The 26428-nt window shown below is 61.7% G+C and carries 22 protein-coding genes and 1 pseudogene; 18 read left to right on the top strand and 5 right to left on the bottom strand.

Annotated features, from left to right (window positions below; all coding sequences use genetic code 11):
* Both ACRQDJ_RS04660 and ACRQDJ_RS04655 read left to right on the top strand, forming a co-directional pair.
* Positions 1–327: pseudogene (locus tag ACRQDJ_RS04660) on the top strand (ExeM/NucH family extracellular endonuclease); the annotation flags it as partial.
* A gap of 551 nt (positions 328–878) precedes the next feature.
* The gene (locus ACRQDJ_RS04655; RefSeq protein WP_284904309.1) at positions 879–1127 is read left to right on the top strand and encodes a HigA family addiction module antitoxin; all 249 of its coding nucleotides are present in this window, start codon (positions 879–881) and stop codon (positions 1125–1127) included.
* A gap of 30 nt (positions 1128–1157) precedes the next feature.
* Here the strand turns inward: ACRQDJ_RS04655 and ACRQDJ_RS04650 are convergent, their stop codons facing one another.
* Positions 1158–2018 carry an HNH endonuclease family protein gene (locus ACRQDJ_RS04650; RefSeq protein WP_284904307.1) on the bottom strand — a complete coding sequence of 287 codons (861 nt, stop codon included), beginning with the start codon at positions 2016–2018 and terminating at the stop codon, positions 1158–1160.
* A 97-nt stretch (positions 2019–2115) separates the two neighbouring features.
* Here ACRQDJ_RS04650 and ACRQDJ_RS04645 point away from each other — a divergent pair, with 97 nt between their 5' ends.
* Both ACRQDJ_RS04645 and gluQRS read left to right on the top strand, forming a co-directional pair.
* Positions 2116–3426 (top strand): C1 family peptidase, encoded by a 1311-nt coding sequence (locus ACRQDJ_RS04645; protein ID WP_284904305.1) that lies wholly within the window; start codon positions 2116–2118, stop codon positions 3424–3426.
* A 3-nt stretch (positions 3427–3429) separates the two neighbouring features.
* A complete protein-coding gene (gene gluQRS, locus ACRQDJ_RS04640; protein WP_284904304.1) occupies positions 3430–4350 on the top strand; it encodes a tRNA glutamyl-Q(34) synthetase GluQRS in 921 nt (306 codons plus the stop codon).
* A gap of 76 nt (positions 4351–4426) precedes the next feature.
* Here gluQRS and ybaK read toward each other — a convergent pair whose 3' ends face one another.
* On the bottom strand, positions 4427–4936 hold the full coding sequence (gene ybaK / locus ACRQDJ_RS04635) for a Cys-tRNA(Pro) deacylase (RefSeq protein ID WP_284904303.1): 510 nt from the start codon (positions 4934–4936) through the stop codon (positions 4427–4429).
* A gap of 85 nt (positions 4937–5021) precedes the next feature.
* On the opposite strand from ybaK, the gene ACRQDJ_RS04630 reads away from it, so the two are divergent.
* The 4 genes from ACRQDJ_RS04630 to ACRQDJ_RS04615 all read left to right on the top strand — a co-directional run bounded on the left by ACRQDJ_RS04630 (position 5022) and on the right by ACRQDJ_RS04615 (position 9608).
* Positions 5022–5252 carry a hypothetical protein gene (locus tag ACRQDJ_RS04630; RefSeq protein WP_087069974.1) on the top strand — a complete coding sequence of 77 codons (231 nt, stop codon included), beginning with the start codon at positions 5022–5024 and terminating at the stop codon, positions 5250–5252.
* A 281-nt stretch (positions 5253–5533) separates the two neighbouring features.
* The gene (locus tag ACRQDJ_RS04625) at positions 5534–5869 is read left to right on the top strand and encodes a WXG100 family type VII secretion target (RefSeq protein WP_284904302.1); all 336 of its coding nucleotides are present in this window, start codon (positions 5534–5536) and stop codon (positions 5867–5869) included.
* Positions 5870–5999: 130 nt separating this feature from the next.
* Positions 6000–6287 (top strand): WXG100 family type VII secretion target, encoded by a 288-nt coding sequence (locus tag ACRQDJ_RS04620; protein WP_284891526.1) that lies wholly within the window; start codon positions 6000–6002, stop codon positions 6285–6287.
* Between the two features lie 45 nt (positions 6288–6332).
* Positions 6333–9608: a VaFE repeat-containing surface-anchored protein gene (locus ACRQDJ_RS04615; RefSeq protein ID WP_284904301.1), complete on the top strand. Its 3276-nt coding sequence runs from the start codon at positions 6333–6335 to the stop codon at positions 9606–9608.
* Positions 9609–9711: 103 nt separating this feature from the next.
* Here the strand turns inward: ACRQDJ_RS04615 and ACRQDJ_RS04610 are convergent, their stop codons facing one another.
* Complete coding sequence (locus tag ACRQDJ_RS04610) at positions 9712–11157, bottom strand: type VII secretion protein EccB (protein ID WP_284904300.1); 1446 nt, start codon at positions 11155–11157, stop codon at positions 9712–9714.
* On the bottom strand, positions 11151–12587 hold the full coding sequence (locus ACRQDJ_RS04605; RefSeq protein ID WP_284904299.1) for a hypothetical protein: 1437 nt from the start codon (positions 12585–12587) through the stop codon (positions 11151–11153). The genes ACRQDJ_RS04610 and ACRQDJ_RS04605 overlap by 7 nt, the downstream gene beginning before the upstream one ends.
* 326 nt (positions 12588–12913) lie before the next feature.
* Between ACRQDJ_RS04605 and ACRQDJ_RS04600 the strand changes: the two genes are divergently transcribed.
* Positions 12914–16891 carry an FtsK/SpoIIIE domain-containing protein gene (locus ACRQDJ_RS04600; RefSeq protein WP_284904298.1) on the top strand — a complete coding sequence of 1326 codons (3978 nt, stop codon included), beginning with the start codon at positions 12914–12916 and terminating at the stop codon, positions 16889–16891.
* On the opposite strand, the gene ACRQDJ_RS04595 is transcribed toward ACRQDJ_RS04600, so the two are convergent.
* The gene (locus ACRQDJ_RS04595; RefSeq protein WP_284904296.1) at positions 16845–17861 is read right to left on the bottom strand and encodes an Fpg/Nei family DNA glycosylase; all 1017 of its coding nucleotides are present in this window, start codon (positions 17859–17861) and stop codon (positions 16845–16847) included. The genes ACRQDJ_RS04600 and ACRQDJ_RS04595 overlap by 47 nt on opposite strands.
* Before the next feature lie 125 nt (positions 17862–17986).
* On the opposite strand from ACRQDJ_RS04595, the gene ACRQDJ_RS04590 reads away from it, so the two are divergent.
* From ACRQDJ_RS04590 to ACRQDJ_RS04550, 9 genes are all read left to right on the top strand, one after another.
* Positions 17987–18523 carry a hypothetical protein gene (locus tag ACRQDJ_RS04590; protein WP_284904295.1) on the top strand — a complete coding sequence of 179 codons (537 nt, stop codon included), beginning with the start codon at positions 17987–17989 and terminating at the stop codon, positions 18521–18523.
* Positions 18507–19352, top strand: coding sequence for a Fic family protein (locus ACRQDJ_RS04585; protein ID WP_435717833.1), 846 nt, complete (start codon positions 18507–18509; stop codon positions 19350–19352). Before ACRQDJ_RS04590 ends, ACRQDJ_RS04585 begins: the two co-directional genes overlap by 17 nt.
* 92 nt (positions 19353–19444) lie before the next feature.
* A complete protein-coding gene (clpB, locus tag ACRQDJ_RS04580) occupies positions 19445–22072 on the top strand; it encodes an ATP-dependent chaperone ClpB (protein ID WP_284904291.1) in 2628 nt (875 codons plus the stop codon).
* A 281-nt stretch (positions 22073–22353) separates the two neighbouring features.
* The gene (locus ACRQDJ_RS04575) at positions 22354–22671 is read left to right on the top strand and encodes a hypothetical protein (RefSeq protein ID WP_087069963.1); all 318 of its coding nucleotides are present in this window, start codon (positions 22354–22356) and stop codon (positions 22669–22671) included.
* Positions 22672–22748: 77 nt separating this feature from the next.
* Positions 22749–23456 (top strand): hypothetical protein, encoded by a 708-nt coding sequence (locus tag ACRQDJ_RS04570; protein WP_435713466.1) that lies wholly within the window; start codon positions 22749–22751, stop codon positions 23454–23456.
* Positions 23457–23479: 23 nt separating this feature from the next.
* Positions 23480–24205, top strand: a complete 726-nt coding sequence (locus tag ACRQDJ_RS04565) for a hypothetical protein (protein WP_435713465.1) — start codon at positions 23480–23482, stop codon at positions 24203–24205.
* 10 nt (positions 24206–24215) lie between these two features.
* Positions 24216–24941: a hypothetical protein gene (locus ACRQDJ_RS04560; RefSeq protein WP_087069961.1), complete on the top strand. Its 726-nt coding sequence runs from the start codon at positions 24216–24218 to the stop codon at positions 24939–24941.
* A gap of 9 nt (positions 24942–24950) precedes the next feature.
* The gene (locus ACRQDJ_RS04555; protein WP_435713464.1) at positions 24951–25676 is read left to right on the top strand and encodes a hypothetical protein; all 726 of its coding nucleotides are present in this window, start codon (positions 24951–24953) and stop codon (positions 25674–25676) included.
* A 23-nt stretch (positions 25677–25699) separates the two neighbouring features.
* Complete coding sequence (locus tag ACRQDJ_RS04550) at positions 25700–26425, top strand: hypothetical protein (protein ID WP_284904289.1); 726 nt, start codon at positions 25700–25702, stop codon at positions 26423–26425.
* Positions 26426–26428: the final 3 nt, after the last annotated feature.

The raw sequence follows: 26428 nt of genomic DNA, 5'->3' as shown, positions 1-26428 counted from the left end.
GTCCTGGTCGGTGATTGGGATGGTGATGGTGTTGATACGTTTGCGGTGCGGCGTGGGAATGTCTTCTACGTGAAGAACTCGCTGGCCAGCGGCGCGGCAGATACCTCCTTCTCCTACGGCCGAGCCGGCGATGCCACCCTCGCGGGAGATTTCGACGGCGATGGCCGGGACACCCTCTCGATTCGCCGCGGCAATACCATCCACGTCAATAACTCCCTGGTGAGCGGAAACGCTGATCACACCCTCCCGTACGGGCGGGTAAGCGATGAGCTCTTCATCGGAGACTGGGACGGTAACGGTACCGACACCCCAACGGTGCGCCGCTAACCTCCATATTTCTACCAACACGGGTGGGTGCCGGGACCGTGAGTTCCAGCACCCACCCGTCTCTCATCGGGCCGGATCGCAAAGTGGTACTGGAGCTACAACCAACCCCCGATTTTCTGTCGTGTAGTACCACTCTGTCAGGCCCGATGTTCTCCAGTACCACTTTGTCGACACCGTCGCAGGACGGGATTCGTGTCAGCTCCTCCCCAATCAGGCGCCGATACTACCCGGCCCGGCTCTAGACAGGATCCAAGCCAGCCCCGGAAAACAAAGTGTGCGGGAGAGCACCGTTTTCACCCGGTTTCGTGTTCCTTACGCACATCCTGTGGGAGGCAGTGTCCAGAACTCACATCCTGTGGGCCCCGATGTCCTCAGGTTGCACTTTGCGTACTCCAAGCGTCGCGGAGGCGCATTTTAAGCTCGTGACGCCAAGCGAATAACCGGATAGGCTTGCGGTAGCTGTTGCGTGATCGTGCTGCGCCCGTGACCCGCAGCTGCTCCGCCGCATCGCCGTGCGAAGGTACCGTATCCACCCAGCCCAGGGAGGCATCATGACCGGCACAATTGCCTTGATTCATCCGGGAGAAATCCTCAACGAAGAGTTCCTGGTACCGATGGGTATCGCCCCTGAAGCACTCGCGAAATCCGCGAAAATTCCCGCATCCCGCATCCACGAGATTATTCGGGGCCAAGGCCGGATCACCGCAGATATTGCGCGGCAGCTCAGCGAATTCTTCGGCACCACCGAGCAATTCTGGCTCAATCTCCAAAGCCACTACGAGCAGGCGCTGCCCGAGTAAGCCAGAGCTAGCCCCACCCGCAACCTCGGCTTACCGGACGCAATCGGATAGCACCTCGTGCAGGGCGTGACGTTCGTCGTCGTCGACCCGAAGCCCGTACGCACGCTTGACCGCCACCTGCCGCGCGGCGTATTCGCACACAAAAGCCGGGTTATCCGGCAACCACTGCGCGGCGGTGGCGTGACCCTTCTCCTTATTCGCCGCCCCGGAGACCGCCAGCAAATTGAGCGGGTCGGTGGCGAATTGCGCGCGCGTATCCGCGTCCCAGTCCTGCGCCCCGGCCCGCCACGCATCGTAAAGCGCAACAACGTGATCAATCGTCACCGCCTCGGGGGCGCGGGCGCGGTCAAAAGAAATCACCGTTCCGCTATACGGGTCGCGGAGGGTTCCAGTGGCGACGACGCAGCCGGGCGGCGTGGACTTCCCCGACCAAAAGGTGACTCCCGCGAGATCGCGGCGCAGCACTTCATTACGCACCGTGCAGCCGTCTCCGTCGGTATCGGGCCAGCCATCTCCCAGGCCGAACTCGGCGCGCGAATAACCACGCCCGGAATCGGGGCGACCCCCGGGGAGCTCGCTCAGGGCGGAAAGTGCCTCGGACGCGGTGAGTTCGCCGCTGCTCGCGCTGCCCGCCGCGCCACTCGCGCGGCCAGCACCACCAGGCTCCGGCGCCGAATCCGAATCAGCGCGCCACAACTGGATCAGCGCCACCGCGAGGACCACCAGCAGCGCGGCGATCACGTTCCACATGCGCCGGTGCGGCGAAGGGGAAGCGGCACCGGATGCGCGCTCGGAGGCATCGGAAGCACCGGGAGCACCGGATGCGCGGACGCGGTTCCCAGATGCACCGGAACGATGAGGCGCACCGAAACGACCAATCGAAAAACGCATACATAACCTTTCGGGACACATGCCCGTGGCGGGCCTGCGCCTGCAAGGTAGCATAGTGAGGGACCTTGGCACAGTTACGACAATGAAGGAGTTATGAATGGCCCAGGCACTTGAGACCGATATGGTGAAGAAGTTTGCGGCGGATTTCGCGGCGGATCGCACCGCTCGCATCGTCCAGAACGCCGTCACCCAGACCTCGATCACGAAGGTCGCGCAGGATCGCGATGTTATTAACGCGATTGATCCGTCCATGTCGGTGAAGGTGGACACCTGGAAGGTGAATAACCAGAAGAAGTCCGGGCGCTGCTGGCTTTTCTCCGGGCTCAGCTCGCTGAAGATGCTCGTCAATCGCGCCACCGGCCTGAAGAACTTCGAGTTCTCCCAGTCTTTCCAGCATTTCTACGACAAGCTGGAGAAGGCCAATTATTTCCTCACCTCCATGATTGAGCTGGCGGACCGCCCGGTTGATGACCGCACCGTGCACTACCTGCTGTCCGATCCCATTGGGGACGGCGGGCAGTGGAATATGTTCGTGGCCCTGGTGGACAAGTACGGGGCCTGCCCGAAGTTCGCGATGCCGGAAACGGAATCCTCTTCCAATACCCAGCTCATGAACCGCACCCTGGAAATGCTGCTGCGCCGCGCCGCCCATGATATTCGCGAAGCCGAAGCCGGCCAGCGCGAAGCCGTGCGCGAAAAGTTCATGGGGCAGGTCTACCGGGTGCTGGCGATTCACCTGGGCACCCCGCCGGAAAGCTTTGTATGGCAGTACGAAGATGAGGAGGGGAACTTCCATCGCGAAGGGAAGATGACCCCGGTGGAATTCGCGCAGAAGTACCTGCCGGATCTGGACCAGTACGTGTGCATCGTCAACGATCCGCGTAATGAGTACGGCAAGCTCTACACCGTGGATCGCCTCGGCAATGTGGTGGGCGCCAAGCCGGTCACCTACCTCAATGTGCCTATCGAGGTCATCCGCGAAGCCACCATCGCCACCCTCAAGGACGGCCAGCCCGTGTGGATGGGTTGCGATACCGGCAAGCAGTCGGATCGCGAACGCGGTATTTGGGACGGCCAGCTCTACGATTACGAAGGCACCTACGGGATTGACCTGGCGCTTTCCAAGGCCGATGAGCTCTACTACGGCGAAGCGATGATGACGCACGCCATGGTGTTCACCGGCGTTGATCTGCGTGAAGATGGCAGCCCGCGCCGCTGGCGCATCGAAAACTCCTGGGGCGATGAGCACGCCGATAAGGGCTTCTGGACCATGAACGATTCCTGGTTCGACCAGCACGTTTTCGAAGTTGCGGTCACCAAGGATCGCCTTTCCGCCGAGCTGCTGGCCGCGCTGGAAACCGAACCGGAAGTGCTGCCCGCCTGGGATCCGATGGGTTCGCTGGCCTAAACCGTGGAGTACGGCCGATACGCACCCTCGCCGAGCGGAGACCTGCACCTCGGGAATCTCCGCACCGCGCTCCTCGCCTGGGCTCTGGCCCGGCGCAGCGGGCGCGGCTTCCTCATGCGCGTGGAGGATATGGACGAACGGTCTCGCCCGCAGTTCCAGGAGCGCCAGCTCGCGGACCTGCGCGCCCTTGGCATCACCTGGGACGGCCCGGTCCAGATCCAATCCCAACGCACCGCGGGGTACGACGCCGCCTTCGCGTCCCTGTGGGAACGTGGACTGCTCTACGAGTGCTATTGCACCCGGCGTGATTTAGCCGACGCCGCCCGGGCGCCCCACGGGGCGCCCGGGGTATACCCGGGCACCTGCCGGGACCTGAGCGCGGCCGGCCGTCGGGCCGGGCGCGCCAAGCTCGCGGCGGTGGGCCGCCAGCCGGCCCTGCGGCTGCGCACCGAGGTGAAAGAACTGAGCATTCACGATGAGGTGTGCGGGGAGGTAAGCGGCGTCGTCGACGATTTTGTGATTCGGCGTGGCGATGGTCGTTACGCCTACAATTTTGCCTCCGTGGTGGATGATGCGCTTGAGCATATTACCCAGGTCACGCGCGGGGCAGATTTGGCGCCGTCCACGCCCCGGCAGGTGTATTTGCAGCGTCTGCTCGGGGCGCCCACCCCGGAATATTGGCATGTGCCCATGGTTCTCAACCAGGCCGGCGCGCGCCTGGCCAAACGCGACGGGGCCGTGACCATGCGGGCGCTCGCCGAATACGGCTGGAGCGCAGCCGATGTGCTGGCGCTCATTGGGCGTTCGCTGGGGCTGGAGGTGCGCACGGCCGCGGACTTCGCCGAGCAGCTGGATATTCAGGCGCTGCGCCGCGGGCCCTGGTACGTGGACGTGGCGGCGCTCGAAGCCGGGCCGGCTGAGTAAGCGGGAGGTATGAGCGGGCGGGCGGTGCTGAGCCGCCACGCCGCTGAGCCGCCGCGCCCCGGCCCGCCGGGCCGGCTTAAGTGTGCCGGCTAAAATCAGCGACCGGCGCGAACGTCGCGCGCGCCGCGGCCGCTAAATCAGCCGGAGCCAGCCGCACCGAGAGTCCGCGTTTTCCACCCGACACCACCATCGCCTCCAGCTCGCGCGCCGAGGCGTCAATAAAAATCGGGCTGCGGTGTTTTTGACCCAGCGGCGAAATACCCCCGGTCACGTAGCCGGTGAGTTTCTCGGCATCATGCGGATCCATCATCGCGGCCTTTTTGCCGCCCGCCGCCTTCGCCAGGGACTTGAGATTGAGCATGGCGGCAGCCGGCACCACCGCGCACACCGCCTTCCCATCCACCCGCGCCAGCAGGGTTTTGAAAATAACACGGGGATCCATCCCCAGCTCAGCGGCGGAATCGAGGGCGAATCCGTGCTCGTGATGCAAACTTTGTTCGTACTCAAGAATCGTGAACTCTACGCCGGCTTTCTCCAGGGCGAGGAGGGCCGGAGTCCCGGCCGGCTTATTTTTCTTCGACGACATACGTCCAGGATAGTAGCCCTCATGTTCATATGGATGCACTACCATATTCCTACCGGGAGCCAGCCACCCGGAGACGGAGGAAACCGTGAGGAAACGCCAATTCGGCCGCCGGCATGATGACCAGCAGCGCGGCAGTGCCACCGGGGAAGATCCCGCTATCGAATCCGAAGAAGAACTGAGCGGCGGCTATGATTTCGGCGGCTACCAGCCCGGGCAGAGCTACTACCCGCGCCGCCGCCTCTTCTGGCAACGTGCCACCATTATCGGCATCGCTTTCGTTATTTCGATGGTCGCTTTGGTGGCTTATTTCCTGTAGCGCCGGATAGGGCGCCGCGGAAGCGGCGCGGCGTCGTCGCCCTAAAACAGGGTAATGAGGTACGACGGCGCCGCCGGGCACGGGTACGCTAGGCCGGTCAAAGCCGGTCTGCCTGTGGGTGACACGCCCGCGGGGCTCGTGCCTGTGGATAACATTTTCTCCCTCTCGACAAGCACCACTTTTATCAGCCACCATTGGAACACCGGTCCTCACCGGCCGGCGTCCGAAGCGCGGAACTCTCACCACCCGCGCGCCACCACCTACGTACCTCAGGGGGATGTATGGCTGTATCCACCGCACAATTGCGGGTCGCTAATGATTCGATTCTCACCGTTCGCGCGCTCGTTACCCAGGCTCAGGAGGAGTTGCGCGCCCACCTGCACTCAACTATGGACCGCATTGCCGCCTGGCATGCCGGCTGGCGGGGTACCGCTCCGGTAACTTTCGCCGCTGCGCTGGAGGAATACCGCGCGGCCAGCGAAAAACTGCTTGCTCTGCTGGCTGATTACGGGGCGCGCCTGGGCCGCGCTGATGCCACCGTCGCTGAAACAGACGCGGCCACCCGCGCGGATTTTTCCCGCATGGCCGCGCTAGTCGGGGATCTGCCGGCGGCGTAATAGCGCTGCGTCATAGCTCCGGCCGCCCGTGCTTCAACGGCGTGGTAGTGCCCGTTTCAGCGTGATCGCGTCGGTGCGTCTGTGTCAGCGTGCTCGCCGGGGTATCCGCACACTTAAAGAAAGGATTGTTATGACCGAGCTTCGTGCTCATTTTGGGGAACTCTCCGCGGGGGCGGCTGATATGGCTGCCCACGCTTCCCGCATCGAGGGGGTGCTCGCGCAGCTCGATGCGCGAATACGCACCGCGATGGCGGATTGGGACGGGCAGTCTCAGGCAGCCTACGAAGCCGCGCAAACGCGATGGCATGCCGCGGCCCGTTCCCTGAATGATATATACGCGCGCATTGGCCAGCAGGTGGAATGCGCTTCGCAGAACTATCGCGCGGCTGACCGGGCGGTGGCTCGCCTCTTCGGGTAGAGCAGCTTCATCATGGCTCTATTTCGTCATGCAAAAAATAATATTGTGAAAGGACTCGTATCCACCATGGCAATAACCACGGGCCCGAAACCCACCCCACATGTGATTCGGGTATTTCTTGCTTTTCTCATGGTGTTCGCTCTGGCGGGCGCCGGTCTGTTCGGCGGTGCCGGAGCGCGCGCCGATTGGGATCATTCTGTTGGCCGCGGCATCGAAATTAAAGGTGTGAATATTGTTGGCCACCTCCGCCTCGGCCCCCATTACGCGGAAACGCAATCAATTAACGGGGTGGCGGTGGAAGGCTATCCCATCTGGTGTATCCAGGCGAAATATGCCGATCCTGGCCCCGGGGAAATGGTCGATATTACGACCCTTACCGAATCCCGGGCGCTCGGGCCGGGGGAATTGCAGCTGAGCACCCCGCAAATGGCCTGGCTGCTCAACCGCTATGAAGGAAATACCGCTGATGATCTCAACCTGGCTGCGTTGAGCTACCTCATCCACGTTAATTTCGAAAAGGAATATCCGGGGCGTCCGGGGCGGGCCCAAGAGACCGTGAACGAACTGGTGCAGGCGGTGCGCACCCAGCGTCCTGATATTGAGGAGCGGGCCCAGAGCTACGTGCGGGAAGCGCGCGCCAGCGCCGCCGTCGGCTACGTGAGTGGAATCGTGGAAGGCGAAGGGGACCGCAGCGGTGTCATCCGCGGTATCGGTGTGCACCCGGATGATTCCGAGGCGTGGCTGCCCGGAATTCCCGTGGTTATTACCCTCAGCGGCCCGGCGGTTTTTGACGCGAGCGGAAGCGCAACCTGGAGCGGGGTGACCGATAGCAAGCCGCTGGAGCTGGCGTGGTCGGCCACCGGGAATGGCCAGGTGAGCTATACAGCCGTTTTCGATACCCCGGTTCGCACCACCCTGACTATTTTCGGGGCTGATGGCACTGTTCAAGACACCATCACCTACGGCCACCGCCCGGTCAGCGATCCCCTCACTCGCAATGTTCCGGGCCGCACCTGGGAAGTTATTTATGATTTCCAGCCGCTTGGCACCTCGAAGGTGAGTACCCGTCCTATTAATACCGACGGCGTTATTCGCGATACCCTCACCACCGCCGTCAAGGAGGATTACGGGGACGGAAAATGGACCCAGGTGAGGGGGAAAAATGTGCCCGTCACCTACCGGGCTACCGCCTATTGGGCGGGTCGCACCACCCCGCAGCGCAGCGATACCGTTCCTGAAGGAGCCGAGGTGCTGGGCTCGGTCACGGTCCAAGCGAACGGCCCGGGGCAGACTCTCACCGCGGAACTTTCCACTCCCAAACGCGGTTTCGTCACCTGGGTATGGGAGGTCCGCAAAAACGAGCAGGGGGAGAACTCCCGCTATATTCACGCCGATTGGGCTGATCATTACGGGCTTCCGGAGGAAACCTCCCGGGAAGAATTCCCCTTCCGGCCTCTCGGGGTATCCCACGTGGCTGATGCGAAAGTGGTAGATACCGGCACGGTCCTCAGCGATACTTTCGTGGCCCGCGCCGATGAGAATTTCCGGGATGGGGAATGGAGCCGCCGCCCGGGAACGAACGGTTCTTTTGAGGATGGCCCCTTTATTCCGGTTACGTACCGGGCCACCGCCTGGTATGTCTCACCCACGGCCGTTCCCGAGCCGGGCGTGGTCCCGGCCAGCTCGGAAAAAATCGGGTCGGTAACGGTGGTTGCCGAAGGTCCGGGCCCGATTCGGGCAGAATTGAGCGAGCCGGTGAGCAAACCCGGAATGTACACCTGGGTGTGGGAAGTCCTCGCGGAGGACCAACCGGCCGAGTTCACGCCGTGGATTGAGGCCGGCTGGTCGGATACGTTCGGGCTGGCCGATGAAACAACGTCGGTGCGCTACCCCGGGAAGATCGATTCGGCTCTCTCGATTCGCCAAACGAAGTCCGGCACCTACCTGGTCGATGATGTGTGGGTGAGCGGCCTACCCGCGAACCACCCCGATTTCACCGGCGGGGCTGGATTTGGGGCGGATACTCAGACGCTAACCCACACCCTGCTGTTCTTCCCGGAAGGCCAGGCGGTCACCGATGAGAACCGCGCGGCCGCCCGCCAAATCGGGCAGCCGGTGGTACTTCCCGCCCGTAACGGTTTCTATCCCAGTGTGGGCGACCCGTCCTGGATTATGGAGCAGGATGAGGCCGGGGAGAACCTGCCGGGCACCTACGTAGTGGTCTCCGATTTCGCGGGCGATGATCGGGCGGCGCCACTGGCCACCAGCGTGACCGATGTGACCGAGCAGTTCACGGTGACCCGCGAACCGTCCCTCCACACCACCATGCACCACGAGGACACCCATATCGCGCCCAATACCGGCACCGTCACCCTGGTGGATACTGTTTCTTATCAGCACCTGCTTCCCGGTAAAGAATACGAGGTCCACGGGGCGCTCCTGGATCCGGCTAGCGGCCAGCCGCTGCGCGATACCAGTGGCAGCGAGCTCACCAGCACCAGCCGCTTCGTGCCCGAGCACCCCAACGGTAGCGTCGAGGTGGTTTTTGAGGTCGACGCCGCAACTCTGGCCGGCACCAAGGTGGTAGCCACGGAAACTCTGCGTCAGGACGGGCGGGATATTGCCGTGCATGCTGACCTGAAGGATACCAACCAGACGGTGACGTTCACGCGCCTGGCCACCCGCGCCCGGGATGGCGCTCCGAGTGCTGCTGATCATGCCAGCGGCAAAGATGGTTCGGCGGGCACCGATGGTACCGAGGGAACAAATGGTGCCGGCGGCGATCAGATTCTGAGCGCCACCGCGGACGCGGTGATCACCGATGAGGTATGCGAACTCAGCGGAGCGCTTATTCCCGGGGAAACCTACCGGATCGAAACGGCCGCCATGTTCCCCGATGGGACGCCGGTGCTCGGGAAGGATGGCACCCCGGTACGCAAAGTCAGCGACTTCGTTCCCGGTTCGCCCAGCGAATGCGCCCGCATCAAGCTGGACTTTGATGCGAGTGCTTTAGCCGGCCGCGAGGTGGTTCTTTTCGAATGGGTGTACCTGGGCGACCGGCTCATTTCCGAGCACACCGATCCTCTCGATAGCGAACAGACCGTTCGCTTCGAAGAACCACCGGTACCTCCGACGACGCCGCCCGCTACGCCGCCGGCCACCCCGCCCACCACTCCGCCGGCTACGCCACCCGCTACTCCTCCGGAGCTGCAACGCACCGGTGTGGCACTCGCGGGCTGGCTCCTGGCCGGGCTCACCGCGCTTGCCGGTGGCTTGACCCTGCGCTACCGGGCCAATTCTCGCTCCAGCGCCACCCGCTAAATCCGGGATAACCAACCACTAACTATCTCCAACGTGTGTCACTCACAGCCCGGGCCGGGGAGGAAAAATCCTCTCCCCGGCCTGGGCTTGTGGGTCTGGTCATTCACGGCCGGTGCCGGGTGCAGGCAGCAATATCGGTCCGGGCGGTACCGCCAGGATCGGTGCAGAGCTCATCGACGGAAAGATGCACGGCCGGCTCGGGAAGGAGTGCGCGCCAGGCGGGCGGAATCTCAAGCGGAGTGATGTTTTCCCAATTCGCGGCCCGGCGCAGCTGGTCAAGATCGGCGATATCTACGAGGGTGCTTCCCTGCAAGAGGGTGGCACTTCCCGCATCCGTGCCGGCCACGAGCGCAGCTCCGCTGGGTAGCAGCGGGGAATCAGGTGCGTGCACCAGGAACGAGCTTCCCGCGTGGAAAGCCGTGCATACCCGCGCGGGGCCGGGCTGCGCGGCATCGGAAGTTGGGCTTGAAGCGGTAGCGGAACCACGCTCGGAATCCATACCGGCAGTCGCACCAGCAGTCGGGGCGGAAGCCGAGGCGGTGAGCGCGCCGAGATCAGCGGGCCAGCCGTCTCCGGGGCCGGTTTCGCGAAAACTAAGATGGGCGCGAGCTGCCGGATCAAGGGCGTATACCCGCGCCCGAGCGCTGTGCTCGGAGAGCCGGTACAGGTGGAACGCGGTGGGGGAGAGCGGTTCGAGCACCCCGCCCGAACTGATGTGGAACCAGGTGCGGGTGCCATCACTTCCAGCAAAAACAACCAGGTCACCAACCCGGGCCTCCCCGATGCCAGGAAGATACCCGGCCGACTCGCCAGCAGCGGGAACGCTGAGCGGGGTGAGGGCCCGGCCTTCTGACCAGAGTTCCACCCACGCCGGTGGCGCCTCAAGCACCGGTAAGCCCGGAAACTCACTACGGAAAGCGGCTTCCGGTATATCCACCCGGTAGCGTTGCTCAGCAGCAACCAGCCACAAACCACTTGTTGTTCGCACCAGCACCGCCCCACCGAATTCAGGGAGTGGGGCTGAGGCCGCCAGGGATAACGGCGCGGCCGTGCCCTGCATATTTTCTTTGTTGCCCTCCCGTGAATCTGTAACAGTCACGGGGCAGGCCACCAGCCACGGGTCACGCAGCTCGGCTGCGCTTGGTAGAGAATCGGGAGCACCCGGAATTCCCACGGGCGCCCCGCGCGGTACATCTGCGAGCCGGGCAGCCGGGAGCACATGGGTCGCCACGCCTTCCGGATACAAAAGATAAGCGCCAGCCAGGGTGGTGAGGGGATGGAGAATTCCACCGGAACTGAGATAGCGCGCCCCGCTCTCCGCAGCGATGAGAACAGCGCCATCTTCCCAGCCGTCGGGAAGTTGCGGTGAGAGCGCTCGCGCTGCCCCGGTACCGGCCGCAGTCACCAGGGCAAGCCCAAGGGCTCCGGCCAGCCCTGCTAATCCCGGGCGGGGAGCTTCCTCATGAGCCGGCAGCCCCCACCACAACGCGCCCGCAATACTGCGGCGCCGAAAACGGCGGGAGCTCATAATCGTGCGCGCGTTTACCATGGGCTGATCGCAATAACTATCCCGGCGCCAAGCAGCGCGGTAAGAATCTGCTCGGCGATCTCCATCCGCCGGATGAGAAGAAGCTGGGCCTCAGAGTGCTCGCCGCGGCCCCGATGCTCGGTAGCCCCCAGGCTCTCCAGTGTCTCCAATGTTTCCCGAGGGCTCCGATATCCGAGGAACAGAGCGGGAATACTCACCAGCGCCGGAGCGGCCAGGCAAGCAAGAAGGCCCGGTGCTGCGTGCGCTGCCGGATTCCGCATGGCCAGCACGCAGAGCTCCACATCAAGAAGAAGGAAGAAGACAAGCCGAAGTACAAACGCGGCGTCGGCGCGCATACTTATGGCACGCAGCCCGAGCACAGTTACTGCCGTGCCGCATATGGCCGCGCTGAGGATATCCGGGCGGTAGGCCAGCGGTAGCAGCGCGGCGATCACGAAGACCGTGCCGGCTTCGCCGCCCAGGGCGCGGAGGATGAGAATGCGGGCCCAGTTTTCCGGGCTGTGCTCCGCCGGTAAATCCGCTATTTCGGCGGCGGACACCTCCGGCGGGGGCGCGCTCAACCGCAAGATAATCGGCGCAATCAGGCGGGCCGTGCACACCAGGGCCACCACGATCACGAGGGCAGCCGGCTCGGCAAGTCGGGCGTGAAGCAAGGCGCTGCCGCCCCAGCCCGCCAAACAAAGTGCCCAGCTCAGCAGCATACTGCGGCCGCCCGGCACGGGAACTATCGCCCGGGCTAGCAGCGCGATGATAAGGAGAAGGCTCCCGGCTGCAATCCCACGCGGTCCCGCACCTGGTAAAACCAGCGGGGCCGCGCGCCATCCGCAGGCTGCCCCCGTCCAGCCACTGGCCGCGAGTAGAGCTAACACCACCAGCTGCGCCCGCGTGCTCCCACCTGGGCCTTCCCACCGGCGAGCATGCGCCCAATTCACGCGGGCAAGACCGAGGAAAACAAGCGCGAGCCCGGCCAGTACGGGAAGGGCGAGCATGTGGGGGAGCGCGGCCCGCGCGGTATATCCGGCCAGGCCCAGCCCGCATACCACCACCAGCACCGTGGCACAGTTGCGGAGTGTGGCTGAGGAAAGTTCGCCGCGCTCCTTCAGAGTGGAATGGCGGATGCGGCTGAGAACCGGGTCGCTGCGCGGGGGCGTGGGCGGTGCAGGTCTGTCAATAAAAAGGCAGATTCCGGGGGAGAGCTGGCCGCCTGCCGGCAAGCTTGGATCTAGCCGTTGCCCGGTGGCGGTACGAACCGTCCAGGTGGGAGCCGCAAAATCCGGGGCGAGGAGGCGCAGCACCTCGGGAATAAGCGCCGTTAGTGAGAGCGAACTGGCCAGCTCGAATTCGCCGCGCTGCCCCGCGCAATGCACGCAGACGGGAATCGCAATATCCGCCGGCTGCGCGCCGCGCGATTCTGCTAGTTCTTCGGCCATATGCCCTCCTTTCTGCGTTCTTAGGTGACCGCGCCCGCCTACCCGAGCACTCGCTTACCCGAGCACTCGTCCGCCCGGCGCGCGGCATACCGCTCGGCATACCCGCCCGCTCATGTCGCCGCAGCCGCGGGGTGAGGGCACGGTATCAAGAAGGCCGCAACCTGACCAGGGCTCATCCACAGGCCAGAGAGTTATCCACAAGCCCAGCTGGCTCTTTGCGAGAGAAATGCGTCGTCGTACCGAAGCTGTGGATAACGGTTCGCCAAGAAACCGGACCCCCGCTAGGGTGTGCCGCAAGGAGAGCGCGCTCGCGAAAGGAGGAAGCCATGGAGGCCCTGTGCATTCCCGCGCCGCCCGCGTGTTATCGCGGCAGTGGGCAGAAAATGAGCGCCGTCATGTTCCTTCCCGCGCTGCTATCCGTGGTGATGCTCGTGATTCTCACGTCCACCACCCGGCGCTCTCCCCATCTGCTTCTCCTCATGGGAACGCTCGGGGTTCTCATGCTCGCGCTCGCGCTCCTCAACGTGGGCGTGGGGCTGCGGCGTAACGCCGGGGAACGCGACGGCGCGCGGCGCGACTACCTCGCCGCCCTGACCAGGTGCGAAGCCGAAGCTGCCCGCATACTGGAGGCCTGTGCTCGCGAGGAAGCGCAACGTTATCCGGCCCCGCTCGTGCTCCCGCTGCGCCTGGGCCGCGGCACGCCACCGCCACCGGGCCCGATCCGGGTGGGGCAGGCGCTGCTCGCGCCGCCGTATACTGTCACGCTCGCGGAGGATCCTCCGGGGGAGCGCGACGACGCCGCCCGCCGGGCGCGGGACCGCTGTGCCACGGAGGTGCAGTGCCCGATCCCCGGACCTGCACTCCTCGACCTGCCTTCGTATTCCACTGTGACGGTGAGTGGGGAGGCGGCCTGGGCCTGGGTGCGGGCCCTCCTCTGCCAGCTCGCGGCGAGTTTTTCGCCTGGTGATCTCGCTATTATCCCGGGCGATCATGTGCCTGAGGCCGAGGCGGGCTGGCTCAGTTGGCTGCCCCCGTACGCCGTCTCGGAACCGGGGCTCGGAAAGGCCATACACCTTATTATTAAGGGGCCTTCCGGGGAGCCTGATTGCCCAGGCTCCTCTTCCCACCTCGCTTTGCATGTCCGGGAAAAATCAGAGCGCGAAAATCGGCCCTCGGAAGAAGCTGGCCCGGCTGATCAACCCCGCGCGCTCGCACGCGACTGGCCTGCCCAGCATGAAGCGGGCCCGCTTCCCGAACCCGGCAGTCTCGTCGCGCTTGTGGATTATTCGGATGGTGCCGAGCCCGCGCATCTCAGCCTCGCCGATAGTACCGGGGTACGCTCGGGGATTCCCGATTTGCTTGACCTGGACGGGGCGGCTTATTGTGCCCGGGCGCTCTACCGGGCTCACGGTTCGGCTTCGCAGGATTCCACCGGCGTGCAGGGTTTTGCGAAGTTGCTCGGATTGCCATCCCTCACGCCGTCGCCCGTTTCGTCACCCGTTCTACAGTCCTCCGCTCCGCAGCTCCCCGGCTCGCTTTCTCCAACTCACCGCCCGGCCGCCACCTTGCGCGTGCCGCTCGGGCTCGATCCGCAAGGCACCCTGGTGTGGCTCGATCTCAACGAGGCCGCGGCCGGTGGGATGGGCCCGCACGGGCTGCTCGTGGGCGCCACCGGCTCCGGGAAATCGGAGCTGCTGCGCACGCTCCTCCTCGGGCTCTGCCTCACCCATTCACCCGAACAGCTCAACCTGGTCCTGATCGATTACAAGGGCGGGGCGAGTTTCCATCCTTTCGCCGAGCTGCCCCACACCGCGGCCCTGGTCACCAACCTGGAACGCGATAGCTCCCTGAGCGAGCGCATGGAGGAAACCCTGCGCGGGGAAATGAACCGCCGCCAACACCTGCTCGCCGAGCACGGCCAGCACTCTCACCTGGGAGAATACGAGGCAGCGCGCGCTCGCGGCGCCCATGACGGCCCGCTTCTCGCGCCACTCCTTATTATTATTGACGAATTCGCCGAGCTCCTGACCGACCACCCCGATCTCATCGACACCATCGTCGCCATCGGCCGCCTGGGCCGCTCGCTCGGCATCCACCTGCTGCTCGCCACCCAGCGCCTGGACGAAGGCCGGTTGCGCGGCCTGGATTCCCACCTGTCCTACCGCATCGCGCTGCGCACTTTTTCCGAGCACGAATCTCGCGCGGTCATCGGCACCCCGCAGGCCGCCCACCTCCCACCCCAGCCCGGTTGCGGTTTCCTTGCCTGCGGCGGTGCGCCGCATCGCTTCACCGGGTTTTATGTTTCTGCGCCGCTCGCGGCCCGCCCGGCTCAGGTTCCCGCGGTACGACGACGCAGCTCCGGGCCACCAGCCACCCCGCTCACTCATGCAGCTTCCGGGGCGGGCACGGTTCAGACCGGGCCATCCACACTCACTGCGGCACTCGCACCGCTGCGGGGGACCGGGCCGCGGGCCCACCCGATCTGGTTGGAGCCGCTCACCCGCCCGCGCCACCTCACCGAGCTCATCGCGGTGCGTACTTCAGCCCGGTTTGGGATATATGCGCCGAGCCAGCGCGCCGCCCCGCTCCGGCTCACGCTCGGCGAGCGCGATCTTCCCCTGCTCCAACGCCGCGAAGCGCTCCATATTGATCTCGCGGATTCTCACCTCCTGGTGCTCGGTGCTCCGGGAGCCGGATGCGATGAAGCCCTGCGGACTATTGCCGGGGCGTTGGCGCTGGGATATACCCCGGCCGAAGCGCAGTACGCGCTGTGCGATGCTTCAGGGGCCGAGCTCGCAGCCCTTATTAATGTGCCGCATATTTGTTTCCGGGTCGATTATTCCGAGCCGGAGCGGATGCGCGCCGGATTGGTTGAGCTGAGGAATATGCTTCGCGCTCGCGAAGCCGCACGCAGCGGGGAATCGCCCAGCCCCGATCCTTTCGGAGAAATATTTATTTTCCTGCGCGGTTGGTCGGTGCTGCGGGCACGCCCCGAACTGGACGAGCCACTCACGGAACTTATTGAGCGTGGCCCTGCTAGCCGCATCCACATTATTACCACGGCCGGGCGCCCCACCGATATTCCCGCGCACCTGCGCGATTTTTTCACCACCCGACTGGAGCTGCGCCTGGCTGATCCCTATGATTCCCATGCCCCGCACCGGCGCGCGGCCACCGTGCCGGTGGACTGCCCGGGCCGGGGGATAACTCCGGCCGGGGAACATTTTTTACTCGCCACCACCGAGCCGTACTCCGCTCACTCAGAGGCAGCGAGCCTGCCCGCATATTCAACCGCGCCGCCCGTATATTCAACCGCGCCGCCCGCGCATCCACCCGGCTCGGGCCCGGACTCACCCGGTCTCGACCGGGGTGATCTCCTCGCCAATATCCGCGTGGCCTGGTCCGGGCCACCCGCACCCCAGCTGTGGGAACTTCCCACCCACCTCACCTACCAGGACCTACTCACGGGAGGCGGCCTCCACAAGCCCGCGCTACATTCGTTGCACCTGGGAATGAGCGCTCGCCATCGCGGGCCAGCCACTCTTGATCTTGCCGCTACCGGGCATGCTCTTGTTATTGGGGAAGCAGGTTCGGGGAAAACCGCGGCGCTGCGCCTCCTCGCCCGGCAATTAACGCATATATCCCCGCTCCCGCGGCTCTTCCTTATTGACCCGCATGGCCATCTGCGCACGTACCTCCCGCCGGAACTCATCGCGGGAAGTTACCGAAGCACCACGCAGGCCCGGGCGGATATGGAAGCCCTCGCCCAGGTACTCGCCGCCCGCCGCACCCAAACGCACAGCACGGCGGACCGTGCCCATACTCCAGATACAACCCGCCGCACCGAGCCCGCCCCGCCACAATCCCCGTCACCCGCACCGATTATTGTCATGGTGGATGATGCCGAACTTCTTGATCCGCAAAGTTCTCCGCTCGCACCCCTCGCCGAGGTACTCGTCGATGCCGCAGAACTCGGGTGGCACCTGATCCTCGCCACCGCAGAGCCCTCGCACCTCAGCCACCTCCCGCTGTGGCGGCGGCTCCTGGCTACCTCCCCGGCGGTCGTCCTGTTCTCCGGAGATTTTCGCTATCGCGGCGTGAGTGCCCGCCGTGATATTCCGGGCCGAGCCCAGCTTATTATCGGCCCGGTAGCAGATACCGTGCAGGTCGCATGGTCCCCGCCCGCCGCGGCGAACCTCGAAGAAAGCAATCGGGTGAACCCCGCCCGCCGCGGTACGGCCCCAGAAAACCCGCGGGTTAACGCTGGCAGCCCGGGCACCAGAAGAGGCGCCGCCCCGCCATGAGTTCCTCCCGGATAATTGCGCCGCAGCGCACGCACGGGCGGCCGGTGCGGTGATACACCGCGAAGCGTGAGAGCTCCGGATCCCCCTCGGGAATCGGATCGGGCTGGAATTCGGGCGGGATCGTCACAATAATCCCGGAATCCACATCGCGGCCCATGCACAGCACCAGATCATCCCACAGCTCGCGATACCGGGATTCGGAAACTTTATTAGCCGGCCGCAGCGGGGAAATCCCGGTGCGCCACAAACAATCAGCCCGATAAATATTGCCCGGGCCCGCCACAACAGCCTGATCCATCACCACCTGGCCGGCCGGGATCTTCCGGCGGCGCGCCCCGGCCACGAATCGCTGCCGGTCACCCTCCTCATTACGAATAGGATCGGGGCCGAGCCGCGCAATCACCCCCAGGACTTCCTCCCCGCTGAGAATCTCGCAGCGGGCAGGGCCGGTGAGCTGGGCAACCGCCTCCGGCCCGGCGAGGCGCAAGCGAGTTGTCGGCGTCGTCGCCAATTCTCCCAGGACTTGAATATTGTCTTCCGGTAGACCATCGCGACCACCCGTCGGCGCCTCGACCAGGCGCGTTGTGCCATCTTGCCCGCCGTCGATGGTTTTGCGCATCCCCGAATCTTCGGTGGGGCTCACCCGAATCCCGGCGCCGTGCAAACCGGCTACTCCCGGCCCCGCAAAAGCCCATTTTCCGTAAAGGCCTAGATGAATATGGAGCCAGGTGGCCTGCGGGTCGCCAAGCTCAACGGTAGGAATACCACCCGCCGCGGCTTGTTCGGAAGTGGAAAGGAAAGGCCAGAAAAGATGCTTGCCCCAGGCGTGGGCCCGCCCGGCGCGCAATCCGTCCAGCAGGGCCGCACCTTCAGCGAAACGCCCCTGCGGGGAACTGGCCGCCACGGCGTCCCCACCGAAAAGCGCCGTGAGAATACGTCCGTGACGATGAATAGCGTGACCTTCCGGCACCGCTCCTCCTCCATTCGGTATGCAATTCATCCAGTATAGGCGGGCGGGTTCGGGTGCGCCCCGCGGGGCGGCTCCGCGCGGCCCCGCAATATGCGACGCGGCACGCGGCCGCTAGGATAGCGGGTATGGAGCCGAACGCAGCAGTACGTCTTTTCTCTCGCGCAATCGAGGGGCGCCTGACCGCCACCGATGAGGGCGAGCTGGCTCGGCTGGAGGAAACCGGGCGCGTCCATGATCGCGCGTCGTTGCTGGCCGCGTGTGGGCCGGCCGCGCCGCTGCGGGAACGGGGCGGGCAACTGCTCTACAGCGATAAAACCGGCAAAGATTTATTGCGCAACCTCGCGCTCATCACAAAAACTTATTGGATTTCTGGGGCTCTTGCGCTGTCGGCGAGCCTGGATCACGCGGTGAGCGGCACACCTATTTTTTATATTCCGCAAGCCGATATTGATCGTCTGGATAAAACGGCTGCCACCTGGGGCGGCATGCAGCCCCTGTGGGTGCTCCCGATTGACGAGGATGTGAGCGCGGGAGCGCAGTGGATCGATTTCTTCAAACATTACGTGGGGGTCGGGCGCGCGGTTGTAGATACGTACGCGGTTGGTGACGTTCCTGCGGCGCTCACCTGGATTAAGGAAAAAGAAGATGATGTCGCGGTATAGCCTCGGGTCGCGGCAGTATCACGGGTACGACGACGCAGCTACCGGGCGGCCGGCCTCTGTAGGCGATGGCATTGGCGCTTTTCTGTTGCCCGCTCCTGCCGCACCCGCGATTGCACCCCGCACGCCAGAAAAAGCGGTTGAGCGCTTCGCCTTTCTTACCTCGGGGCACGTGTGGTCCATGGCCACGCTGGAAGGTAAAACTATGACCCTCCCTGAGGTTGTGACCCTGATCGAAGAACGCCCGCTACCCGGCCACAAGCGCAGCGATGAGGATGTGGCGGCGATGGTTTCCGCCCATGAGTTGGTCGCAAATCTAGTGCGGGCAGGTTTGTTCCGGATGGATGAGGACACCCAGAACCGCATCCATCGCACCCTCACCTACCACTCTCTCATTGATTCCGGCGTATTTCGGGGAGAAGGTGCGGTCCGCGGGCAGCACGGGAATGTGGACGTGGCGGGTACGCACTACCAAGCACCCCAGGATCCGGCTGCGCTGCACGCGATTTTCACGGCTTCGCTGGCGCGCCTGGATGAGAGCGATCCGCTGCGGAGCGCGGTGCAATTTTTCGCTACCTCCACGCTGGCACAGTATTACTTTGATGGTAATAAGCGCACCGCGCGGCTCATGGCTTCCGGGTATCTCATGACCCACGGATACGATGCCATAGCTATTCCGGCAGCGTATTTCGAGGAATTCCAGGATGCGCTGCGCGAGCTTTTCTTGAATCGGGATATTGCTCCGATTGCGGAGTTGATCTATCGCGGCGCCCAAGAATTAGGGTTGCGCGCGTTTCAGTGGCTTGGTACCCGCAACTGCTACATCTTCTAACTTGAGTGGAATAGACTCAAGAAAGCTTGCGTTGCTATGAGTGGATCGGCGAAGTGGTGAACAGGTAGCCGCCGCCGATGTAAGGAGTTGTCATGGATAAACTAACAACGAAGTCGCAGGAAGCTTTGGCGCAGGCCATTCGCACGGCGACGGATGCGGGCAATCCCCAGGTGGAGCCGGTGCATCTTCTCAGCGCGCTGCTCGCCCAGGAAGGCGGAATTGCTCTTGCCCTGCTCGAAGCGGTGGGGGCTAATCGGGTGGAGATCGCGGAGCGAGTATCCGGGGCGCTGGCTTCGTTGCCGCGTTCGGCGGGGGATTCGGTGCAAAATCCCGGGGCGTCGCGCCCGCTCTCGCGGGTGATTTCGGAGGCCGGCAAGGAAGCAACCAGTTTGGGTGATGCCTATATTTCTACCGAGCATCTCCTCATGGCGATTGCGGCTTCGCAGTCCCAGGCGGGGGAGATCCTCCGGAACGCCGGTGCCTCGCATGAGGCGCTGCGTGCTACCCTGCCGCGCGTGCGCACCTCGAAGGTGGATAGCGCGGATCCGGAAGGCACATTCCAGGCACTGGAGAAATACGGTCAGGATCTCACCGCGATGGCTCGGGAAGGGAAAATGGATCCGGTGATCGGCCGCGATAGCGAAATCCGCCGCGTGGTCCAGGTCCTTTCCCGGCGTACCAAGAATAATCCGGTGCTCATCGGGGAACCGGGTGTTGGGAAAACCGCCGTTGTGGAGGGGCTGGCGCAGCGCATGGTCAATGGCGATGTGCCGGAATCTTTGCGCGGTAAGCGGCTCATCCAATTGGATGTGGCTGCAATGGTGGCCGGTGCAAAATACCGCGGTGAATTCGAGGAACGCTTCAAGGCTGTCCTGAATGAAATCAGAGAGGCAGCGGGTGAAATCGTTACCTTTATTGATGAGATCCATACCATCGTGGGGGCCGGTGGCGGTTCCGAAGGCGCCATGGATGCTGGAAATATGCTCAAGCCGATGCTCGCGCGCGGGGAATTGCGGTTGATCGGTGCTACCACCTTGGATGAGTACCGCGAAAATATTGAGAAGGACCCGGCTTTGGAGCGCCGTTTCCAGCAGATTTTCGTGGGTGAACCCTCGGTGGAAGATACCATCACAATTTTGCGTGGCATCGCCCCGAAATACGAAGCGCACCATAAAGTAACAATTACGGACGGTGCTCTTGTTGCCGCGGCGCAGCTCTCGAATCGGTATATTACCGGCCGTCAGCTTCCCGATAAGGCCATTGATCTTATTGACGAAGCGGCCTCCCGCCTGCGCATGGAATTGGATTCTTCCCCGGAGGAAATCGATGTTTTGCAGCGCCAGGTGGATCGCCTCACCATGGAGGAGTCCTATCTTTCTGAAACTCAGGACGACGACGCAGCTACCGCCGACCGCCTAGAAACCATCCGTGCGGAATTGGCGGATCGCAAAGAAGAATTAGCTGCCCTGACCGCTCGGTGGGAAAATGAGAAGGCCGGGCGTAACCGGGTGGGTGATTTGCGGGTCAAGCTTGATGAGTTGCGCACCGAGTTTGAGTTAGCGGTTCGCGAGGGCCGGTATGAGGATGCCGGGCGGCTCCAAAACGGTGATATTCCTGATGTAGAACGCCAGATTGCCGCGGCGGAAGCGGCCGAAGCGGATGGCCAGGCTCGCGATCATGAACCGATGATTGCTGAGCGGGTGGATTCTGAGGAAGTTGCCGAAGTGGTGGCGGCCTGGACGGGCGTGCCGGTGGGTAAACTCATGCAGGGCGAAACGGAGAAACTCCTCCATATGGAGGAGGAAATCGGGCATCGCCTTATTGGCCAGCAGGATGCGGTGCGGGCGGTTTCTGATGCGGTGCGCCGTTCGCGCGCCGGCGTGCAGGATCCGAACCGGCCCGATGGTTCCTTCCTCTTCCTCGGGCCTACGGGTGTGGGGAAAACGGAGTTGGCGAAGTCGCTGGCGGACTTTATGTTCGACGACGAGCGCGCCATGGTGCGTATCGATATGTCGGAGTACGCCGAAAAGCACTCGGTTTCGCGGCTGGTCGGGGCACCTCCGGGATACGTGGGCTATGAGGAAGGCGGCCAGCTCACCGAAGCGGTGCGGCGGCGGCCTTACTCGGTGATTCTGCTTGACGAAGTGGAAAAGGCCCACCCGGATGTGTTCGATATTCTGCTCCAGGTTTTGGACGACGGGCGCCTCACGGACGGCCAGGGCCGCACCGTGGACTTCCGCAATACCCTCCTTATTCTGACCTCGAATTTGGGTTCTCAGGCTTTGGCTGATCCCACGATGGATGCGGCGGCCCAATATGACACGGTCATGGCGGCGGTGCGTGCGCACTTCAAGCCGGAGTTCCTCAACCGCTTGGATGACGTGATTGTTTTCCATCCGCTGAGCATGGAGGAAATCGGCAAGATTGTGGATCTGCAAATCACGCAGTTGGAGCAACGGCTGGGTGAGCGGCGGATGCATCTGGATGTGAGTCCGGCGGCGCGCGATTACCTGACGATGGATGGATACGATCCGGCTTACGGGGCTCGCCCGCTACGTCGGCTTATCCAGCGGGAGATCGGTGACCAGCTGGCCCGCATGATCCTCGCAGGTGACGCTCATGACGGGGATACCATCCGGGTGGATACCCGGGAAAATGCCACGGCCAGTGGTGGGACTTCGGGCCGTAGCTATGCCCTGCGGCTCAGCACTGAATCCTAATAACTAAATTGCCCTATCTACGTCCGGGGTGTGCCGACGCGGCACACCCCGGACGTTCGTTTCCGTGAAGCGTGTTAGTCGCAACGCTATTGAGCGCGATATTGCGACAGGTGTGCCGTTAAATGCGATGCCGGTGCACGCGATGTGGTTGCCGAAATTAAGTGGCACCAAGGTATTGACAGATGGTTAAGACGTCCTTTAGCGTAGCGTTAACGGCGCTTATCCGAGCGTCGTTAAGGGTCACAAGTCCCAACCGTTCAACGATGAACAGGAGGCAGATCATGAAGACTATCCGAAAAGTAGGTGCTGCATTCGCAGCAACACTGCTATCAATCGTGGCGTTTATGCCATCAGCCAGTGCTATCCAGGTGGGTGGCTACAAGAAATGTAACTTCAACCAGGCTCATGTTGGCGTATATGCGCAACAGCAGACGTATGAATTGATGACGATTGCGGTGCGTGGGGAGACGCTTTATTCTCGGAGCGATAGATTGAGGGCCAGCGTCGTTTCGCGTTATTTCGATGGGAACTGGAGGGCCTCGGCGGAAGAACTACTTCGTGCGCCTACCCATGCTACCTGTACCCCGATTGACTGGTAGATGGTTCTGAATCCTGTAGTGGGTGGCGGGGGAGGTCCCCTCGCCACCCACTCGATTTAGCGGGGGAGGGAAGCTCAATGAAGAGATTTTTTCTTTGTTTAGTGGTTGCTGTGGTGATCCCGATTAGCGGCTGCACAGGTGAAGGCTCCGGAGGAGCCGAAAATGCTCAAACATCGGCTTCCTCCGAATGGGATCCGAAGTCTTGGAAGTCTGATATAGAGATTTCTCCTAAGTTTACAAGTGAGGAAGATAAGCTAGCTTTCCGGAAACGCTGGCTGGAGCGTAATACTCGGACGATGGGTGTGGTGGATCCACCTGATATTGCTTTAGTTGAGTGGATGGATTCTCCGCATGCGGCCGATGAAAAGCAGGCGGAATGTTTGCGGAGTAAAGGGTTTTCCGCTGAGGTTGCTCCGCAAGGGGGAATCATGTATGACCCTCCGATCCCTGAATCGCAGCAGGAGGCTTTCGGTATGGCTCTCTATGAGTGCCATTCGATGTACTTCCTTAACCCAGAGTTTCTTGCGAATTTGACAGAGGATCAGTTACGGGTGCAGTGGGATTACTGGGATGAATACTATATTCCCTGCCTGGCGGCACATGGATTTACCGTTGATACTTCCGAGCGTCCGGGGCGGGAAACCTATGTTGCTAAGTTCCATACTGATCCGGAGCATCGCTGGTGGCCGGATAATCACGGTGAGCTTTCTTTCCGAATCACGCCGGAAGTTATGAAGGTGTGTCCGGAAACGCCACCAATTACAGAGTTTTACGGGATCGATTGATGCGTAGCGGATAGAGGTGTCGCATGAAGCATAGGATTGTACCGGTCTTCAGTTCGCTACTCATGGCAGTGGGTGGTTGCGCCCAGGCTGGTTCTGATTCGGGAAGTACCGGCGAAACTGGAAGTAAAACAGCTGTAACTTCAGCATCCGAGTGGGATCCAAATAGTTGGAAGGCGAAGATAAAGATTTCGCCGCGTTACAAGACGGAAGAGGAGAAACTCGCTTTCCGTGCGCAATGGTTGAAACGTGATGCGGAATTTTTGGAATTGGAGACTCCGCCGGATGTTCCGCTTGTGGAATGGCAAGGGTCTCTGGAATTGATGGATAATAAGAATGCCGAATGCTTCAAGGAAAGAGGTTTTAGCGCTCATGCGATACCGCAGGGCGGAGTTATTTTTAACCCAGCTATTCCGGAGTCTCAATATGAGGCGTATAAAATTGCTGCGTACGAGTGCCAAGCGATGTATTTTCCTAATCCGGAATTTCTTACTGACTGGTCGGAAGATCAATTGCGAGTGATATGGGATTACTGGGACGAGTACTATATTCCCTGCTTGGCGGCGCACGGGTTTACCGTCGATACTTCCGAGCGGCCTGCCCGAGAAACATATGTTGCAACATTTCACACTGATGCCGTAAACCGATGGTTCCCCAGCAACGACGGAGCTCTCCTGACCCAGATTCCACCTGAGGTATGGAAAAAGTGCCCTAATATCCCTCCAGAATCAGAGCTTTACGGCTTGGAATGAGGCGTGAGAGATGAGAAACAGGATTCTATGTACCTTAAGTTCCTTATTTATTGCGGTGGGTGGTTGTGCAAGCGGTAATTCTGACTCGGGAAGCGCCGGCGAAACTGGAAGTGAAACAGCTGTAGCTTCACCGTCCGAATGGGATCCGAATACCTGGAAAGCGAAAATCAAGATTTCGCCGCGCTATCACACGGAGGAAGAGAAACTAGCATTCCGCGCGCAGTGGCTGAAACGTAATGCAGAATATTCTGGGATTGAAGCTCCTCCGGATGTCGCTCTTGTTGAATGGCAAAACTCTGTGGAATTGATGGATACCAAGCACGCCGAATGTTACAGAGAAAAGGGTTTTAGTGCCTATGTGCCACCTCAGGGCGGAGTCGCTTTTGACCCGGGTATTCCAGAATCGCAAGAAGAGGCGTACGACCTTGCCTGGTACGAGTGTTATGCGAAGTATTTTCCGAATCCGGAATTTCTCACCAATTGGTCAGAAGATCAATTGAGGGTGATATGGGATTACTGGGATGAGTATTACATTCCTTGTTTGGCCGCGCATGGATTCAAAGTAGATACTTCCAAGCGCCCGGTTCGGGAAACCTATGCCACGACGTTTTACAGTGATGCTGAGCATCGTTGGTGGCCAAACAATGGAGGATCTCTTGAATTCGAAATCCCTCCAGAGGTGTTAAAGGTTTGTCCGGAGATTCCTCCAGCTTCCCAGTTTTATGGCGTGGAATGAGGTACGGCCATGAAACATAAGATTGGATCTACTCTCTGGTTTGTCCTTACAGTGCTGACTGGCTGTGCTGCTGGCGGTTCTGATTCCGGAACTGCTGGCAATGCTGACAGTGAATTGGCAGCGTCCGCTGCATCTGAATGGGATCCGGATTCTTGGAAAACTGATATAGAGATTTCTCCTAAGTTTACAAGTGAGGAAGAGAAGTTAGCTTTCCGGAAACGCTGGCTGGAGCGTAATGCCGAGACGATCGGAGTTATGAACCCACCTGATATTGCTTTAGTTGAGTGGATGGATTCTCCGCGCGCGGACAATGAAAAGAATGCGGAGTGTTTGCGGAGTAAAGGGTTCTCCGCTGAGGTTCCCCCGCAGGGGGGAATTCTGTTTGATCCTCCGATCCCTGAATCGCAGCAGGAGGCTTTAGGTATGGCAGCCTATGAATGTAAATCGATGTACTTCCTTAACCCAGAGTTTCTTGCGAATTTGACAGAGGATCAGTTGCGGATGCAGTGGGATTACTGGGATGAATACTATATCCCCTGCCTTGCGGCACATGGCTTCACAGTTGATACTTCCGAGCGTCCGGGGCGGGAAGCTTACGCGACGACGTTTTACTCTGATGCTGAGCATCGGTGGTGGCCGGATAATAAGGGTGAGCTTTCTTTCCGAATCACGCCGGAAGTTATGAAGGTGTGCCCGGAAACGCCGCCAATTACAGAGTTTTATGGGATTGACTGATCTGCTGGCGATAGGGGTGTTGCATGAAGCATAGAGTTCTACCGGTTTTTAGTTCGTTACTCATAGTGGTGGGCGGTTGCGCCGCGGGTGGTTCCGATCCTGGAAGTGCCGGTGCAACCAGTCACGGCACCGCTGCGGCTTCAGCATCCGAATGGGATCCGAATACCTGGAAAGCGAAGATTAAAATCTCGCCGCGCTATCACACGGAGGAAGAGAAACTCGCATTCCGCGCGCAGTGGCTGAAACGTGATGCGGAGTTTTTGGAAATTGAGGATCCGCCGGATGTTCCGCTCGTGGAGTGGCAAGAATCATTGGAACAGTCGAATATCAAAATGGCTGAGTGTTTGACCGGCAAGGGTTTTGGATCCCATGTCAATCCCAAAGGTGGGGTCGCTTCCAATGGGAGTATTCCAGAATCGCAAGAGGCGGCATATAACTTGGCTAGTTACGAATGCTATGCGATGTATTTCCTCAATCCAGAATTTCTTACCGACTGGTCGGAGGATCAATTGCGGGTGGTCTGGGACTACTGGGATGAATACTATATTCCATGCCTCGCCGCGCATGGTTATAAGGTTGATACCTCCAAACGTCCCGCTCGGGAAACTTATGTTGCTAAGTTCCATACCGATCCGGAGCACCGCTGGTGGCCTAATAATGGGGGATCTCTTGAATTCCAGATCCCCGTGGAAGTGTGGAAAGTTTGCCCCAGTGACCCTCCTGCCACAGAGCTCTATGGCATAAAATAACCC

Source organism: Actinotignum urematis (genome assembly GCF_051264595.1).
Taxonomy (GTDB): domain Bacteria; phylum Actinomycetota; class Actinomycetes; order Actinomycetales; family Actinomycetaceae; genus Actinotignum; species Actinotignum timonense_A.
The sequence above is the reverse complement of the archived record's forward strand: the minus strand, read 5'-3'. Positions and strand labels throughout refer to the sequence as shown.

Coding starts and splice junctions, on each gene's coding strand:
- ACRQDJ_RS04590 (WP_284904295.1), top strand. CDS start 17,987: ATGGAGCCGAACGCAGCAGTACGTCTTTTCTCTCGCGCAATCGAGGGG.
- ACRQDJ_RS04600 (WP_284904298.1), top strand. CDS start 12,914: ATGGAGGCCCTGTGCATTCCCGCGCCGCCCGCGTGTTATCGCGGCAGT.
- ACRQDJ_RS04655 (WP_284904309.1), top strand. CDS start 879: ATGACCGGCACAATTGCCTTGATTCATCCGGGAGAAATCCTCAACGAA.
- ACRQDJ_RS04620 (WP_284891526.1), top strand. CDS start 6,000: ATGACCGAGCTTCGTGCTCATTTTGGGGAACTCTCCGCGGGGGCGGCT.
- ACRQDJ_RS04550 (WP_284904289.1), top strand. CDS start 25,700: ATGAAGCATAGAGTTCTACCGGTTTTTAGTTCGTTACTCATAGTGGTG.
- ACRQDJ_RS04560 (WP_087069961.1), top strand. CDS start 24,216: ATGAGAAACAGGATTCTATGTACCTTAAGTTCCTTATTTATTGCGGTG.
- ACRQDJ_RS04650 (WP_284904307.1), bottom strand. CDS start 2,018: ATGCGTTTTTCGATTGGTCGTTTCGGTGCGCCTCATCGTTCCGGTGCA.
- clpB (WP_284904291.1), top strand. CDS start 19,445: ATGGATAAACTAACAACGAAGTCGCAGGAAGCTTTGGCGCAGGCCATT.
- ACRQDJ_RS04555 (WP_435713464.1), top strand. CDS start 24,951: ATGAAACATAAGATTGGATCTACTCTCTGGTTTGTCCTTACAGTGCTG.
- ACRQDJ_RS04625 (WP_284904302.1), top strand. CDS start 5,534: ATGGCTGTATCCACCGCACAATTGCGGGTCGCTAATGATTCGATTCTC.
- ACRQDJ_RS04605 (WP_284904299.1), bottom strand. CDS start 12,587: ATGGCCGAAGAACTAGCAGAATCGCGCGGCGCGCAGCCGGCGGATATT.
- ACRQDJ_RS04585 (WP_435717833.1), top strand. CDS start 18,507: ATGATGTCGCGGTATAGCCTCGGGTCGCGGCAGTATCACGGGTACGAC.
- ACRQDJ_RS04575 (WP_087069963.1), top strand. CDS start 22,354: ATGAAGACTATCCGAAAAGTAGGTGCTGCATTCGCAGCAACACTGCTA.
- ACRQDJ_RS04645 (WP_284904305.1), top strand. CDS start 2,116: ATGGCCCAGGCACTTGAGACCGATATGGTGAAGAAGTTTGCGGCGGAT.
- ybaK (WP_284904303.1), bottom strand. CDS start 4,936: ATGTCGTCGAAGAAAAATAAGCCGGCCGGGACTCCGGCCCTCCTCGCC.
- ACRQDJ_RS04565 (WP_435713465.1), top strand. CDS start 23,480: ATGAAGCATAGGATTGTACCGGTCTTCAGTTCGCTACTCATGGCAGTG.
- ACRQDJ_RS04570 (WP_435713466.1), top strand. CDS start 22,749: ATGAAGAGATTTTTTCTTTGTTTAGTGGTTGCTGTGGTGATCCCGATT.
- ACRQDJ_RS04610 (WP_284904300.1), bottom strand. CDS start 11,157: ATGGTAAACGCGCGCACGATTATGAGCTCCCGCCGTTTTCGGCGCCGC.